Origin of the sequence: uncultured Algibacter sp. (assembly GCF_947487605.1) — a bacterium.
Classification (GTDB): Bacteria; Bacteroidota; Bacteroidia; order Flavobacteriales; family Flavobacteriaceae; genus Algibacter_D.
In genome coordinates, this window is sequence record NZ_CANKXK010000010.1 from 78,644 (window position 1) to 95,942 (window position 17,299).

The following is a 17,299-nucleotide window of genomic DNA, read 5'->3' on the forward strand; positions in this document are numbered from 1 at the left end:
AAATAATAAAAAGAAACATGAAAAAATTAGTTAAATATAGTTGTATTTTGATGCTTGCTTTCGCAGTTTCATCTTGTGAAGATGTATTAGACGGAAGTCCAGAGTCATTTATAGCTACCGAAACGTTTTATAATAATATTGATGAGGCAGAAATTGCGCTTAATGGTGCATATTCTGTGATTAACGCAAATAATGTAAATGGGGTAGGTAACAATGATACCTTTGGAGGTAGTTTATATTATGTGTTAAATGGTGGTACTGACGAGATGATTGATAGAAATCAAAGTGACAGAGTTCTGAGTTTTTCCACTGCCGCTTATACAGGTGAGGAATCTCAGTTAGTAAATAATTGGTACTTCTGGTATGCAGGTATTAACGCTGCAAATGTTCTTATAGATAGAGTGCCATTAATGGTTGCTTCTAGTCAAGAAGAGGAAATTAGGAAAAATGAGATTATAGCTGAAGCTACGTTTTTAAGAGGAATTTATCATATGTATTTGGCAAAAATGTTTGGTGCCATTCCTGTTAATACAACACCTATAGCAGAACCGAATCAAGGAAGACAATCATTAGAAATTGTTTATACCCAAATCATTGAAGATTTGCAATATGCTTATAACAATTTAAATGAAACATCGGCAATTTTAGGTAGAGCCAATAAATGGGTGGCAGGAGCGTATTTAGCAAAAACATACTGTTATTTAGGTAGTAGTAAAATGAATAATGTAGGCGAAAGTTTAAACTTTGCGCTTAATAGCTTTCAGTGGGTTGATGCAAATGATATATATACTAAAGCACTTACTATATTAAATAGCCTAGAAACAGAAAGTGGTTATGTTTTGATTGATGAATATGATCGATTATTTAGAGAAACCACAGCTGCAGACCAGAGAAAAGAATGTTTTTTAATGGCAGAAGGTACTAATCAAGAAAACCAACAAGCAACAAATTATTGGTTCCGTATTTTATTAGCTAGAGGAAATGGAGGAACATTTCCATTAGGTGCTGGACCAACAGATTTTGTACCAACAGGAGAATTGTATTTAAAATATGATGAGGCAGATATTAGAAGAGATCATAACCTAACAAGGGGGTTTGCTAATAACTCTCCTACAGAAATGATAGATGAAGCTCTTTATTATGTCCCATTACCTGTAAATAATGTTAAGAATGATAGGTTTTATAGCCAAGGAAAATTTAGACAATTACCATATGAAACAAGAGGGTTAGCTAGATTTAACTCAGCAGGTAACTTTCCACTGTTAAGATTTGCAGATGTTTTATTATTAAAAGCTGAAGCACAGTACTACACAGGAGATGAAACAGGTGCAAGAACTACTATTTCTAAAGTAAGACTAAGAGCTGCAGGTAATGATGTTGCGGTTAGAGATGCTTTAGATATAGCATATAATAAAGCAGATTTTATTGAAGAACTTTTAGATGAACGTTCAAGAGAATTATGTTTTGAATGCCAAAGACGATTTGATTTGGTTAGATTTGGTAGGCATGAGTCTGCTATAGAAGCTCTAGAAATAGGGGTTGGTAAGTGGAATACAGATCCTACAATAACAACTCTTAAAGGAAATTGGGTAGGTAACGAATTTAAAATGTGGTTTCCTATACCAAAAACACAAACAGTAATTAATCCTAATTTATTACCAAATAACCCTGGGTATTAATTAGAACAATAAATTAAATGGGCAAGAATAAGTTATATTTATTTCTGCCCATTTTTATAATTATATAAGATGATTCGTCACTACTTTTCTTATTTCATAATAGGTTTCTTTTTTCTGTTTAACGTGGTATCAGCACAAACAATAAAAAAAGGAACTGAATCAAATAATGGTATTATTTCTCATAATACTACCAAACCTATTTTAACTTGTAAAATCTTAAAAAAGTATAAGTACAAACATCTTAGAAAAGAAAACTTACAAGGTTACAACTTGTTGATTAAAAGCAACTATACTTATAGTAATGCATCACAATTAAAGAATGTTTTAAAAGCAAATAAAAAACAAATTCAAACCTTTATAAATAAGGTGAATATACATAGTGATACACCTATAACCTCTAAAACCTTATTAGGAGACCAATATCCCAAAGCCTTCTTTTTTAGAAAACCAGACAAAGTAAGTAATCCATACAACCAATGGGTTAAAGAGTATGAGCGATTAAGTGGTATTTTTATTAAAGCAATGGCAGAAGAGCTAGGAGATAGAGAGCAAGATAAAATACTAAATTATGCGAACAGATTTGCCTTAGAACATCCTCGGCAATTAACAATACTTCATTTTAATGGACGCTCACGTGATCCTAATTGGGAAGGCATTTCAAAATATTCAGCAGGTCACTGGATTTATAACAAAGGTTGCTATTTAGAAGAAGACCTTTCTGTATCAGATGCTTACATTCAAGTTTCAGACGATTCAGTTTTTAAAACAGGTTTTGGGTTAAATGGAGCAAAAAAGAACGATGATATTGTTCTAGTACCTATAGATGATGAAGGCAATAAATTATGGGAGCAGGCAGAGCAAGTAACATTATTGTCTAAAGAAAAAGGACGTATAAAAGTGCTTAGAGCACAATACGAAACCAAAGCCAGAGACTTTAAAAAAGGGAAAACGTATATAGCTCCACATGCTAGTGGTGGTCCTTGGGGCGATGTAGAAAATAATAACTTATTGTGGTATTATAATTTATCATCAGTTTGTCCAGTAGATGAAAACGGAAAACAATGTGCCGATGTTTTGGCAGAAGATATAGGCTCTTGGTTTGCCAAAGATGGTATGGCTTTCGCTTTTGATGGTATTCAATTTGATATCGCCTCTTGGAAAGCAAACAAGAAAAGCCAAGGAAGACGTTTTGTAGATATTGATACCAATGGTGAAATTGATAAAGGGTTTATAAACGGCGATAATGTTTTCGGCATGGGAACCTACAATTTTTACACCTTATTGCGTAAAGCATTAGGGCCAAATAAATTAATAGTGGGTGATGGTGGAGTAGATTATGGGATGCGAGCTGTAGGTGTTGCCAGTGGTATGGAAGCAGAAGGACTTTGCGACTGGGGAGATGCCTACAAAGAGTATGCAAAGCCATTAAACTTTTTTAGTTATTGGAAACGTTATGCGATAACACCTTCGTTGTCTTATGTTACCAATAAGATTAAAAAAGGTACAGCTAAAGAAAAAAAGGACATTGAACGTATGGTTGTTGCAACAGCACAATGTTTAGAGATTGGTTTTAACACATTTGTAAATACAAAATCAGAAAGACCTTATAGAATTGGTATTTTAGATGAATTGGTTAAAGGTGATGAAAATAAACCCTATTGGTTAGGAAAACCAGTTGGTCAAATCATTGATTTATCCGAGCAAACAGAATTATCTAAATCCTTAAATTTAAACGATACTGAGATAGAAACTATTGGCTGTAGTTATAAAATTGAGGATGATAAATTGATAATATCCTCTAAGACAAATAAGGCAGAAAAGAGTATGAGATTAATCCTTAAAAACGTGCCATTAGGTACAGGCGATTTTCATTTGAAATTTTCAGCAAAAACAGCAGCACCTATTTCTGGGTTTAATGCTTTGGTACCTAGACAAATTACTGTAAGTACAGACGCTATTCAAGATGTAGAAAGAACAGCATCTTCTGTAATGAATTATATCAATTCTTTAGAGGCACTTCCTTGTAGTTTTTACTTCAGAAACGTATCAGCATCAAATGGAGACTTAGAAATTGAAATTGAAGGAGGAGGAGAAGTAGCTATAGAAAACATTAGACTTGTTAATGGGCAATTAGCCTTAGCAAGAGCTTTTGAGAATGGTGTTGTATTGGTTAACCCATCCTTAGAACCTTTTACGTTTCATTTAGATGAATTGTTTCCAGATTCAAAATTTAAAAGATTAAAGGCATCAGCTCATCAAGATAAAAAAGTTAATAATGGAAATGATGTTGGAAAAACCGTTTCAGTATCAGGTCTAAATGGTCTTTTCTTAATAAAAAAATAAAATAAAATAGCCAAATAGAATACAATTATGAAAAACCTACAATCATTAAAAGTAATACTGATTTTATTTAGCGGAATGAATTTCTGTTATGCACAATTAGTAAATAAAGATATATTTCAAAATGACACCTATCCAAAATCTTTTGTATTTAGGTTTCTTTCAGAAAAAACACATCAATTTGACAACTACTCAGATTGGGAAAAAAATTTAGTTAAGTTAGATGGTTTTATTGGAAAAATGTTCACAGAAGAGCTGCCTACTTTCGATACTGCCAAAAGTGCTAGTTGGTTCAATCAGTTTGCTGTCAACCATCCTGAGAAATTAGTTATGGTACATTTTAACGGAAGAGAACGAGATCCACGTATGAATAACGGTACATTATATTTTGCAGGTCATTGGATGTATCATCCTGGAACAACTTCAACTGAAGCTATAACAACTTCGCAAACCACTATTACAGTAAACGATGCCTCAGTTTTTAGGTTAAGCTTTGGTAATGGACGTGCAGATAGAGATGATGATATAATTATTGTACCTCTTGATGGTTCTGGAAATAGGCTCTGGGATCAATCAGAACAAGTAACATTGGTCTCAAAAAACGGAAATCAAATAGAAGTGATAAGAGGACGTTATGGTACTACAGCAAAAAATTTCGATGCAGGAGTATATTTAGCACCTCATGTTGTAGGTGGGCCTTGGAATGACAATAACTTGGTTTGGTTATACAATTATGCAATTGATTCTCCAGTAGATAGTAACGGAAAACGCTGTATTGATGTTTTTTCTGATGAAGTATCGGGTTGGTTTAACCCTGGAGGTTTGTTAGAATCTGTAGATGGTATTCAATTTGATATTTCTCCTCGTTATGTGGACTATAGAAACGCTAGGGAAGTTGATCAAAATAATGATGGAGTAGGTGATAATTATTCTCCAGAACTTCGTGAAAAATACGAGTTGGGAGTTGTGGCGTTTTATGAGTTTTTGAGAACTAAAATGGGTGCTGGAAAAATGATTATGGCAGATGGAGGGAGTTTTCGAAACCAACGCGTTGCATCTGTTATAAATGGTATAGAAGCAGAAGGTTTTGGGGATATAAAAAATACTTATAAACAGTTTTCTAAATCGGTAAATTCGTTTAATTATTACACATCAATTTCCAATGCTCCAAAGTTTAGTTATGTAACTCACAAGGACAATGAGAGTACTACTGATGATGAATTTAGAAAGCGCGAACGTTTTGTGTTAGCATCTTCACAATGTTTGGGGATTGCTTTTAATTCTTTTGTGCGTAAATATCCTAGACACCCAGGAACAAGTATTATTATTCAAGACGAGTTATATGCAGGTAATTTGGCTATCCCACATTGGTTAGGAGCACCTTTAGGAGATTATATAGATTTGTCTGAGAGTACAGCAGATTTATGGAACAATAATGGATTAACCACTTTAATGACTTCAACAGAAAATACCTTTTGCACCATTACTCAGTTTAACAGAAGGTTACGAGTTTCTATTAATAATAACGAACGAGAAGCTACAGTTACTTTTAAGAATGTTACGGTGCCATCTGGAGATTTTGTATTTAGTTTTGATGCACTAGCTAAAGCTAAATTAGATGCTTTTCCTGAAGAAACGCCAAGATTGATAAAAATGGAAATACTGGGAGGAGCAAATTATGATAATGATGCAGAAGAAATATTAGGATTCTTTTCTACTGATAAAGCTTATAAAACAAGTTATTACATTAGAGATATAGGTGTTACAACTGTAGATATTAAGTTAACTATTGAAGGTGATGCGAATATTGATCTGACAAACTTTAGATTACGACCAGCAGCTCAAGCATTGGCAAGAGCCTTTGAAAACGGAGTTGTTTTGTCTAACCCGTCTATTAGCGATTATACCTTTGATTTAAGTCAATTATTTCCAGGAAGATCTTTTAAAAGATTAACAGCAACTTCAGGGCATGATACAGTAGTAAATGATGGTTCTGATGTAGGTGCAACAGTTACAGTACCTGCTTTAGATGGTTTATTTTTATTAGATAATGGCACTACACTTAGTAGTAATGATGATATTAAGTTGGATAATGATATCCGTATTTATCCAAATCCAGCGGACGATGTTCTTAATATTCTAGTGCCTATTGCTCTAAAAAACAAAAGTTTAACAGCAGATTTATACGATGTTAATGGCAGACGAGTTTTTAGTAAGGTTATAAATAATGGAGAAAGAAACACCTTAAACTTAAACCAATTACAGCAAGGGCTATATATAATAAAAGTTACTGGGAATAATTTTTCGCAATCAAAAATTATTTCAAAGAATTAGGTTACATATTTTCAATATTTCATTTGAAGTTTTTTAAATAATTAGAGTATAGATTTATATTTAAATGTTTTTATATAGATTAAAAATCAATATTGGTTTTTGTGTTTAAAACTAAGTATTTAAGCCATTAAGCACTTTTTATATTTAATAATTTGGATAATCTAAATTTATAACTATATTTACAAGTGTTATTTTAACACTTGTAAAGTGTCATATTTTTTAAAACTGATTAAAATAGTGAAGCGTATTTGCATAATATTTTTATTGATGCTTATCACATTTTCTTGCCATGCACAGGAAAAACCAAATGTTGTAATATTATTTGTTGATGATTATGGCTGGTCAGATGTGGGTTATAGAAATTCGAAATTTCACACTCCTAATATTAACCAATTAAAAAATGAAGGTTTAGAATTTACTCGGGCATACATTCCAACACCCACATGCAGCCCAAGTAGAGCAACATTGCTAACAGGAAAAGAGGCTATAAGAATGGAGTTGCCTCGTCATATATCTGGAGGGGCAGATAATGAATATAACTATTGGCCTAATGACCCTGCGAAAATGCCTTCTAGAAATTGGCTACAATTAGAAGAAATAACTTATGCAGAAAGATTAAAAGAGTTTGGATATTATAATATGTTTATAGGTAAATGGCATTTGGGAGAAGAACCTTATTACCCAATTCATCAAGGTTTTGATGAACAGTTTGGAGTAACAAGTGCTTCACATCCTAAAAGTTATTATCCTCCTTATTTCAATTCAAAAAATGATACATATAATTTTTCAAAGAACAGCTTAAAGAATGATTATTTAACGGATGTTTTAACAGATAAGGCAGTTAGTTTTATTGAAAATTATGATAAAGACAAACCCTTTGTGCTATCATTTTGGTATTATAACGTACATAGTCCTCATGTTGGCAGAACAGATTGGGTAAAGAAATATAAAGAAGAAGGTTTTGAAGGGGCTTATGCAGAATATGCGGCTATGGTTTCAGCTACTGATGAATCTGTAGGAAGAGTGAGAAAAGCTCTGGAAGATAAGGGTATAGCTAATAACACAGTTATTTTATTAATATCGGACCAAGGAGGTAAATTTACGAATGCACCTTTAAGCGGCGGTAAAATTGGTGGTAACACTTTGGGAGAAGGAGGAGCCAGAGTACCTTTTATTGTGTATTACCCAAGTGTAACTACAGCAAATAGTGTTTGCGATTCACCCATACAAACCATCGATGTGTATCCCACTTTGGTTGAAATAGCTAGTGGAAAAAGATGTTTAGATAAACAGATTAATGGTAAGAGCTTACTACCTTTAATACATGGAGAAACTTTAGAAACACGAGACCTTTATTTTTTTCGTAGTTATGAAGACCAATATGCAGCCATTATGAATGGCAATTGGAAATTGATAAAATACAGGAGTGGCAAGTATAAATTATTTAATGTTAAAGAGGATATTTCTGAAAAGAAAGATTTAATCAATGAAGAAATTGAAATTGGAAAAACATTGAAAACTAAATTACTAAATTGGGAAAAAGAAGCAGTACCAAGTTATTGATGAGGAGTTATAAAACATTTGTGAATTTTTTAAGATTAACTAAATATAATTATAGAACCGTTATTATGAAAACTGATAAACTAATACTATGTTTTGGCCTTTTAGTCAGTCTTCTTGTAAGCTGTAAAAGCGAAAATAAGGAGAAACAAGAAGAAAAAACAGAGCGTCCAAATGTACTTTTGGTAGTGGCAGATGATGCTACCGTGAGACACATGGGAGCTTATGGGAGTCACTACATTAAAACCCCAGCATTTGATAGAGTAGCTAAAGAGGGCGTATTGTTTAACAATGCCTACACCCCTAATGCTAAATGTGCGCCTTCAAGAGCTTCGGTTTTAACGGGGCGTAATTCTTGGCAATTAGAACAAGGTGGTAATCACATGCCGTATTTCCCATCAAAATTTAAAACCTTTCCAGAAACTTTAAATGAAAACGGATACCACGTTGGGTACACAGGAAAAGGATGGTTGCCAGGGGTAGCATTTAATGAAGATGGTTCAAAAAGAAATTTATTGGTAAAGTATTACAACGATGCTAAATTAAATCCACCTACAACAGAAATTAGCGACTGTGATTATGCTGGAAATTTTGATATGTTCTTGAAAGATAATAAAGAAGATAAACCCTTCTTCTTTTGGTTCGGATGTTGGGAACCTCATAGACAATACGAATACGAATCAGGACTAAGAGCAGGTAAAAAACTAAACGAAATTGATGAGGTTTTTGCTTTTTGGCCAGATAATGATGAGGTTAGAAAAGATATTTTAGACTACGCTTTAGAGTTAGAATATTTTGATGCACAGTTAGGAAAGCTAATCAAACAATTAGAAGACCATAATAAATTAGATAATACCATTATTATTGTAACTTCAGATAATGGTATGCCATTCCCAAGAATTAAAGGGCAAGAATATGAATTGTCTAACCACTTGCCATTAGCCATTATGTGGCCTAAAGGGATTAAGCAAGCAGATAGAAAAATTGATGATTATGTAAACTTTATTGATTTAGCACCAACAGTTTTAGAATTTGCAGGTATTTCTCAAGAAGCATCAGGGATGGCAGCTATTGAAGGAAAATCATTAGCACCATTATTAACGGGTGACAAATCAGGTATTGTAGATGCAAGTAGAGACCACATTTTAATTGGTAAAGAACGTCACGATATCGGTCGCCCAAATAATATCGGATACCCAATTAGAGGTATTTTTAAAGGTGATTATTTATACCTTAAAAATTTTAAAACAGACAGATGGCCAGCAGGAAACCCAGAAACAGGTTATTTAAACTGTGATGGAGGGCCAACAAAAACAGCCATTTTAGATACCTATGGTACTAAAGATAAAAAGTACTGGGAAATGAGTTTTGGGAAAAGGGTAGAAGAAGAATTATACAATATTAAAACAGATCCATTGTGTATGAATAATTTAGCTGCTAATGCTGATTTTAAGGCTAAAAAAGAGAAATTGTTTGCACAAATGAAAGCAGAATTAACAGCACAAAAAGACCCAAGAATTTTAGGAGAAGGCGATGTCTTTGATAATTACAGAACCTTTCCTCCAAAATTCATGAACTACCACAACAGATTCATAAAAGGTGAAGAAATGCCAGAATTACATTGGGTAAAAGATTCAGACTTTAGAAAAGAACAAAACACAGATTTAAAATAAGATAATAAAGATGAAATGAGCCATAACCATTACTTGATACTAAGCGATATGTTAATTGGCGAACTACATCTGATCATTAAAAAATAAATAAATATTTACAGATGAAACAATACAAAAAGTACATGGCGTATTTGCCTCTATTAGTTTTAGTAATATTGGTGACTTGTTGCAAAAAAGAAGATAAAAAAGAAGTTGCAATAGCGAAAAATGAAGCTTTAACAGTTTATTCGGCACCAAAAAGCGAAAAACCTTTTGAGGATTATAAAATTACTGTTGATGGTTCTGATGTTTTTTGTTACAGCGGAAAAGTATTCGATACCAGATTTACAGAAGGTACACTAATGGGCGAAAGTGAAATAAAATATTCAACCGTAGGTTTTGGATATTTTGATATTTCAGGAAAAGTAAAAGTATCTGTAAAAGTTAACAGAGAAATTTCGTCGGCAACTATCAGACCCTTATCCAGAAATATTGAAGCTACCGTAAAAAATAATACCATTGAATTTTATGTGGATAAACCAGGAGCATTAACTATTGAGCCTGATGGAAACGAGCATAAGGTGTTGCACTTATTTGTAAACCCAAAAGAAGAAAATGTACCAAGTCCTGATGATGAAAACGTCATTTATTTTGGTCCAGGAGAACACGTAGTAAATACCATCAAACTAAAAAGTAATCAAACATTATATGTTGCAGGTGGTGCTGTAGTTTATTTTGATGTATTTGAAGGCGATTCTATTTATAGAAAAGAATATAGAAAAAGACGCCAGATAGAATTAGATAGATACGACCATGGTATTGAAGCTATCAATGCTAAAAACATCAAGATTAAAGGAAGAGGTATCCTTGATTTTAATCGTGTTTTGGAGAAAATGGGACGTAAAAACCCAATACATACCAACAATTGTGATGGTGTAGAAATTGAAGGCGTAATTATGAGAGGAGCTAACTGTTGGCATGCCACTATTTATCGTTCTAAAAATGTAGTGATAGATAATATTAAAGAAATAGGAGCTGGTTATAATACGGATGGTTTAAATATTGTTTTAAGTCAAAATGTACATATTAAAAACTGTTTTTTAAGACAAAGAGATGATGGTATTGTAATGAAATCGATGGATACAGGAAACATGGATGCTTTTATTGTAGAAGTTCCACAAGAACGTACATCAACATCAAACGTATTGGTAGAAGATTGTACCATTTGGAGTGATTGGGGTTACGCCTTAGGAATAACTTACGAAACAAGAATGCCTGTTAACGATATTACCTTTAGAAATTGTGATATCATACATGCCACACATGCAGAAACAGCACAAGGTGTTATTGGTATATTAGTGGCAGATGCAGATGTGGTTTCTAATGTGAAATTTGAAAACATCACTATTGAACGTGCCCTAAAACCAATTATTAAATTAGATCAAAGAGTAACACCTTGGACAGTAAATAAAGATTTAGGAGCCATAAAAGACATCACGTTTTCAAATATAAAATATTTAAGTGGAGAGCCACAACCAGTTATTTTTCACGGTTTCCCAGGTAAAGGAGGTATTCAAGATATAAAATTAAAAAATCTAAACTTCTTAGGTAAAGATATTAAAAGCACTGATGATTGGGAGTTTAAAATTAACAAATACGTGAAAGATATTCATTTCGAATAGTTTCTTAAGTCATCCTGCAAGGTCTGTTTTTTGGACCTTGCAGGTATGGTTTAAACTGGAAGATTTTTTTTATGTTTCCTATTTGTTTCGTTTTAAAGACAACAAGGTTAAGGTTTACCTGTAGCAATTGAAGACAAGACGTTTTAAAAACTTTAGACCTAAGCGTTAATTTTTTTACAATAACTATCAATGAGTAAGCAGTTTAGAAGTATTACTTTTAAAATATCACGCTTTTTAAATTTGGTTTTAAAAAGATGCTTTTTGTTAGTTTTAATTGTTTTTATGGTGTTTTCTTGTAAACGAAAGGAAGAAAAAATCAAACCTAATTTAATTTTTGTGTATTCAGACCAGCATCGTAGAATGGGTTTGAGTTATTATAATGATGCACGATTTGATGGTACAGTAAATCAAGGAGACCCCGTAAAAACGCCTAATTTGGATAATATGGCAAAAGAAGGGGTAATATTTCATAATTCAGTAGTCGTTACCCCATTATGTTCACCTAATAGAGCTACGTTAATGACCGGAAATTATCCTTCCACTCATCAATTGGTTGATAATGCCAATTATCAAAAATTTGATTACGATAATATTACCATAGCTCATATTTTAAGTAAAAATGGTTACGAAACTGCACATTTAGGCAAATGGCATATTGATAAATACAACAGCAGAAATTGGGAAAAATTTACAGCTACCAAAGACTCCGCAAAACGAGGTTTTAAATATTGGTATGGAACACCAACGCATAATCATCAGCATTTTGATATACAATGGAATCATTATGAAAATGAAATTGATGGGTTAGGTGCATATGCTAAAAATGGAAAACCCTTGCCAAATCCGTTTACGCCTTCAAAAGATTATAAAGATTTAGAATTACGAAAACAAGAAAGCTGGGGCCCTAATCACCTCACCAGAAAAGCATTAGATTATTTAAAAAACAGCTTCAAGGTTAGAGACAATTCAAAACCATTTGCGTTATATGTGTCATACAATCCGCCACATACTATCCATGGACCAAAACCTATCGATGGTAACGAAGCATCTTATCGTATTGCTGGTAAAGCGAAAAAAAACAGTTATTATGGTAAGGGCAGTAAAGGATCAGAAAGTTTCGATTATAAAGCGCCTCTTGAATATGAAATTCCATATAGAACAGGAACAAATTATTCCGATTCAGTAAGAACAGATTTAAAAAGAAGACCCAATGTGCCTAATAATCATTATTCGCAAACCAAATGCTTACCAGGATATTATGGAGCCATCAATTCAATCGACGATAATTTTGGGAAATTAGAAACGTATTTGGCAAATACACCAGACCCACGTTACCCTGATAAAATGTTAAAAGAAACCTCCATTGTGGTTTATACCGCAGACCATGGAGAAATGATGGGCTCGCAAGGAAGAATGGTAAAACGAATTTTTTATGAAGAATCTATTGGTGTACCATTAATTATAAGATGGCCAAAGCACATACAAGCAAACACCGAAGAAAACAAGGTGTTTAATTCCGTAGATTTAGCACCTACATTATTGGGACTTATGGATTTAAGTTTCACAAATTCGGTTGATGGAAAAGATTGGAGTAAATCAATTTTAAGTGCTGCCGAAAATAAAATAGAATATGCTTTTGTGGGTTATAAAAATTGGCGGTCGGTTAGAACAGAAACGGAGTTGTTTACTATAGAATTTGATGAAAATAGAGTAGTGCAGCATTCAGAATTTTATAATTTGAAAGAAGATCCATTTCAAATGAATCCTATTATGAATGATTTGACAATTCCAAGAGTCCAAGAATTAAAAACCGTATTAGAAGAACACCTTGATAATACTGAAAATAAAAAAATAAAATCTAAAAAGTAAAAACACAAGTGTTTTTTTTACACTTATAAAAATAAATACTATATTTGCTATACTAAAATGTTTGTTTGATGAAAAACTATGTAATAGGATTAGATTATGGGTCAGACTCAGTAAGAGCTGTACTCATAGATACAAATAACGGTAATGAACTAGCATCTAGTGTACATTGGTACAAAAGATGGTTAGATAAAGCTTATTGTGATGCTTCTAAAAACAGATTTAGACAGCATCCTTTAGACCATGTTGAAGGATTAGAAAACACCATTAAAGAGGTAGTTAAGAAATCTGAAGTAGATGCTTCACAAATAAAAGGTATTTGTATTGATACTACAGGATCTTCACCAGTACCTGTTTTAGAAGATGGGACACCTTTAGCATTTACAAAAGGCTTTGAAGAGAACCCTAATGCTATGATGGTACTTTGGAAAGACCACACAGCCATAAAAGAAGCTAATGAAATTAATGAATTAGCGGCATCTTGGGGAGGTGAAGATTTTACAAAATACGAAGGCGGAATTTATTCTTCAGAGTGGTTTTGGGCAAAAATTTTGCACATTGTTAGAGAAGACGAGGCGGTTAAAAATGCAGCACATACTTGGTTAGAACATTGCGATTTAATGACATTTATGCTCTCTGATGTTACAGATTTAGCATCGTTTAAACGTAGTAGGTGTGCAGCAGGACACAAGGCAATGTGGCATGAAGACTGGAATGGATTGCCTCCAAAGGAATTTTTAGAAAAGTTAGACCCATATTTGGCTAACCTTAGAGACAATTTATATAACGAGACTTTTACTTCAGAAAAAATTGCAGGTCACTTAAATCAAGAATGGGCTGAAAGATTAGGCTTAAGTACAGATACTGTGATTGCTGTAGGTACATTTGATGCACATTCAGGTGCGGTTGGAGCAAAAATTGAAGAGTATGCTTTAGTGAGAGTAATGGGGACATCAACTTGTGATATTATGGTATCTTCACCAGATAATATTCAAGAAGGAAAAGCGGTTCGTGGTATTTGCGGACAAGTAGATGGTTCTGTAATTCCTGGACTTATAGGGCTGGAAGCAGGACAATCGGCTTTTGGAGACTTATTAGCTTGGTTTAAAGATATGTTGTCTTGGACAATGGATCATTTAGTATTAACCTCTTCAATTCTTTCGGATGAACAAAAAGAAGCATTAGACAAAGAAGTAAATGCAAGTTTTATCAGTAAATTAAGTGAAGAAGCCAATAAAATTCCATTATCAGAAAGTATTCCAATTGCCTTAGATTGGATTAACGGACGTAGAACTCCTGATGCCAATCAAGAAGTAAAAGCGGCTATGACTAACTTGTCTATGGGAACTAGAGCGCCACATATTTTTAAAGCATTGGTAAATGCGATATGTTTTGGCTCTAAGAAAATTGTAGATAGATTTGAAGAAGAAGGTGTAGAAATAAAAACCGTAATTGGTATTGGTGGTGTAGCAAGAAAGTCATCATTCATTATGCAGACTTTGGCTAATGTGTTGAATAGACCTATTAAAGTAGCGGCTTCAGACCAAGCACCAGCATTAGGAGCAGCAATTTATGCAGCGGTAGCAGCAGGTATTTATGAAAACGTTATTGAAGCTAGTCAAAAAATGGGTAGTGATTTTGAAGCTGAATATTATCCAGAAGTTGGAAAAGTAGCAGCCTATAAAGAATCTATGAAATCTTACGAAGCACTTTGTGAATTTGTAGATACATCCATAAAAAAAAGAGAAAATGAGTTCAGTTTATAAAGACTTAAAACAAGAATGCTACGAAGCGAATATGCAACTAAATGCATTAAATTTAGTAGTATATACCTTTGGAAATGTAAGTGCAGTAGATAGGGAAAATAGTGTGTTTGCTATTAAGCCCAGTGGAGTGCCTTATGAAGATTTAAAACCAGAAGATATTGTTATTGTAGATTTTGATAACACTATTATTGAAGGGGATATGAGACCTTCTTCTGATACCAAAACGCATGCCTATTTATATAAACATTGGCCAGAGATTGGAGGTATTACACATACACATTCTACGTATGCTGTGGCTTGGGCTCAAGCGCAAATGGATATTCCAGTTTTTGGTACCACACATGCAGATCATTTAACGGCAGATATTCCTTGTGCAGCTCCTATGGCTGATGAATTAATTGCTGGAAATTATGAGCATAACACAGGCATTCAAATATTAGACTGTTTCAAAGAGAAAAACTTAGATTATAAAGAGGTAGAAATGGTTTTATTAGGAAACCATGGCCCTTTTGCTTGGGGTAAAAATGCAGCAAAATCGGTTTACAATAGTAAGGTGTTAGAAGTTGTTGCAGAAATGGCTTATTTAACCAAACAAATAAACCCATCGGCACCAAGGTTAAAAGATTCATTAATTAAAAAACATTATGAACGTAAGCATGGAGAGAATTCATATTACGGACAATAATTAAGTAAAGAAAAACACAAGAGATTAAGATGATAGATATTTCTAAAAAAGAAATTTGGTTTGTAACTGGGAGCCAACATTTGTACGGAGAGGAAACTTTAAAACAAGTAGCCAGTCATTCTCAAATAGTTGCAGCAGGATTGAATAGTTCAGATAAAATTCCTGTAAAAATTGTATTTAAACCTATAGTAACTACACCTTCAGAAATCACAACACTTTGCAAAAATGCTAGTAATGACGATAATTGTATTGGTGTTATTACTTGGATGCACACCTTTTCACCAGCAAAAATGTGGATTGCTGGTTTAAATATTCTAAGCAAACCATTATGTCATTTACATACACAATTTAATGCGGAGATTCCTTGGGGTTCTATCGATATGGATTTTATGAACTTAAACCAGTCTGCACATGGTGACAGAGAGTTTGGATTCATTATGTCTAGAATGCGTAAAAAACGTAAGGTAGTTGTTGGGCATTGGCAAGATGAAAAAGTACATGCGAAATTAGGTGTTTTCTCTCGCGTTGCTTTAGGTTGGAATGAAATGCAAAACTTAAAAGTAGCAAGAATTGGAGATAATATGCGTGAGGTTGCTGTTACTGAAGGCGATAAAGTAGAAGCTCAAATTCGTTTTGGTGTTGCTGTAAATGGTTTTGACTCTTCAGATGTTGTTGCTAAAATTAACGAAGTTACTGATGCTCAATTAGCGGATCTATTAAAAGTCTATGAAGCATCCTATAACTTATCAGATGCTTTAAAAGAAGGTGGAGAAAAAAGAGATTCTTTAATTGAAGCCGCTAAAATAGAATTAGGCTTAAGAGCTTTCTTAGAAGAAGGTGGTTTTGGAGCGTTTACAGATACGTTTGAAAACTTAGGGGCTTTAAAACAATTGCCAGGTATAGCTACACAGCGTTTAATGGCTGATGGTTATGGGTTTGGTGGTGAAGGCGACTGGAAAACAGCTGCTATGGTAAGAGTCATGAAAGTGATGGCTTACGGATTAGAAGAAGGGACTTCTTTTATGGAAGACTACACGTATCATTTTACACCACAAAAGTCTTATGTATTAGGGTCTCACATGTTAGAGATTTGTCCTTCAATTACAGATAAAAAACCGTCTTGTGAAGTACATCCTTTAGGTATTGGAGGAAAAGAAGACCCTGTTAGATTGGTGTTTAATTCACCAGAAGGCGATGCAATTAATGCGTCTTTAGTAGATATGGGAAATCGTTTCAGATTAATAGTAAACGAAGTTGAAGCTGTTAAACCAATGGCAGATTTACCAAATTTACCAGTAGCAAGAGTACTTTGGGATGCAAAACCTGATTTGGATATTGCAGCTACTACATGGATTTTAGCAGGAGGTGCGCATCATACTGTGTATTCTCAAGCCATCACTACAGAGTATATGGAAGATTTTGCAGATATAGCTGGTATTGAATTATTAGTAATTGATAATAACACCACAGTTAGAGATTTCAAAGATAAAATCAATGCAAACGAAGCATATTACAATATGTTTCAGCACCGTTTATAATTTCCCCAACTATTTCTAAATTATGATATTTAAAATTTCTGTATTGGTTTTAGTACTTGTAGTACTGAATTTTTTAATATTAAGATTCAGTAGAAATAAAGATTAAGACATTTAATATTAGCAATTTTGTGTTAAAACAAAAATATCATAAGGATTTATAGTAAATAAAAAGGTAAGAACATAATTTTTTAAATACA

General features: G+C 33.3%; 10 protein-coding genes. All 10 read left to right on the top strand.

Features of this window, described 5'->3' with window-relative positions; all coding sequences use genetic code 11:
* Nucleotides 1–17 precede the first annotated feature (17 nt).
* Nucleotides 18–1,679: a RagB/SusD family nutrient uptake outer membrane protein gene (locus Q0739_RS11970; RefSeq protein WP_298238974.1), complete on the top strand. Its 1,662-nt coding sequence runs from the start codon at nt 18–20 to the stop codon at nt 1,677–1,679.
* Nucleotides 1,680–1,748: 69 nt separating this feature from the next.
* A complete protein-coding gene (locus tag Q0739_RS11975) occupies nt 1,749–4,022 on the top strand; it encodes a hypothetical protein (RefSeq protein WP_298238975.1) in 2,274 nt (757 codons plus the stop codon).
* 27 nt (nt 4,023–4,049) lie between these two features.
* Nucleotides 4,050–6,353, top strand: coding sequence for a T9SS type A sorting domain-containing protein (locus Q0739_RS11980; RefSeq protein WP_298238976.1), 2,304 nt, complete (start codon nt 4,050–4,052; stop codon nt 6,351–6,353).
* A 267-nt stretch (nt 6,354–6,620) separates the two neighbouring features.
* Complete coding sequence (locus Q0739_RS11985) at nt 6,621–7,916, top strand: sulfatase (protein ID WP_298238977.1); 1,296 nt, start codon at nt 6,621–6,623, stop codon at nt 7,914–7,916.
* A gap of 65 nt (nt 7,917–7,981) precedes the next feature.
* On the top strand, nt 7,982–9,586 hold the full coding sequence (locus Q0739_RS11990) for a sulfatase (protein ID WP_298238978.1): 1,605 nt from the start codon (nt 7,982–7,984) through the stop codon (nt 9,584–9,586).
* Nucleotides 9,587–9,687: 101 nt separating this feature from the next.
* Entirely contained in the window at nt 9,688–11,247 is a 1,560-nt protein-coding gene (locus Q0739_RS11995) for a glycosyl hydrolase family 28 protein (RefSeq protein WP_298238979.1), read from the top strand.
* A gap of 261 nt (nt 11,248–11,508) precedes the next feature.
* Nucleotides 11,509–13,116: a sulfatase-like hydrolase/transferase gene (locus tag Q0739_RS12000; protein ID WP_298238980.1), complete on the top strand. Its 1,608-nt coding sequence runs from the start codon at nt 11,509–11,511 to the stop codon at nt 13,114–13,116.
* A gap of 68 nt (nt 13,117–13,184) precedes the next feature.
* A complete protein-coding gene (locus Q0739_RS12005) occupies nt 13,185–14,879 on the top strand; it encodes a ribulokinase (protein ID WP_298238981.1) in 1,695 nt (564 codons plus the stop codon).
* The gene (locus Q0739_RS12010) at nt 14,863–15,564 is read left to right on the top strand and encodes an L-ribulose-5-phosphate 4-epimerase (protein ID WP_298238982.1); all 702 of its coding nucleotides are present in this window, start codon (nt 14,863–14,865) and stop codon (nt 15,562–15,564) included. The genes Q0739_RS12005 and Q0739_RS12010 overlap by 17 nt, the downstream gene beginning before the upstream one ends.
* Before the next feature lie 29 nt (nt 15,565–15,593).
* Complete coding sequence (gene araA, locus Q0739_RS12015; protein WP_298238983.1) at nt 15,594–17,102, top strand: L-arabinose isomerase; 1,509 nt, start codon at nt 15,594–15,596, stop codon at nt 17,100–17,102.
* Nucleotides 17,103–17,299 lie beyond the last annotated feature (197 nt).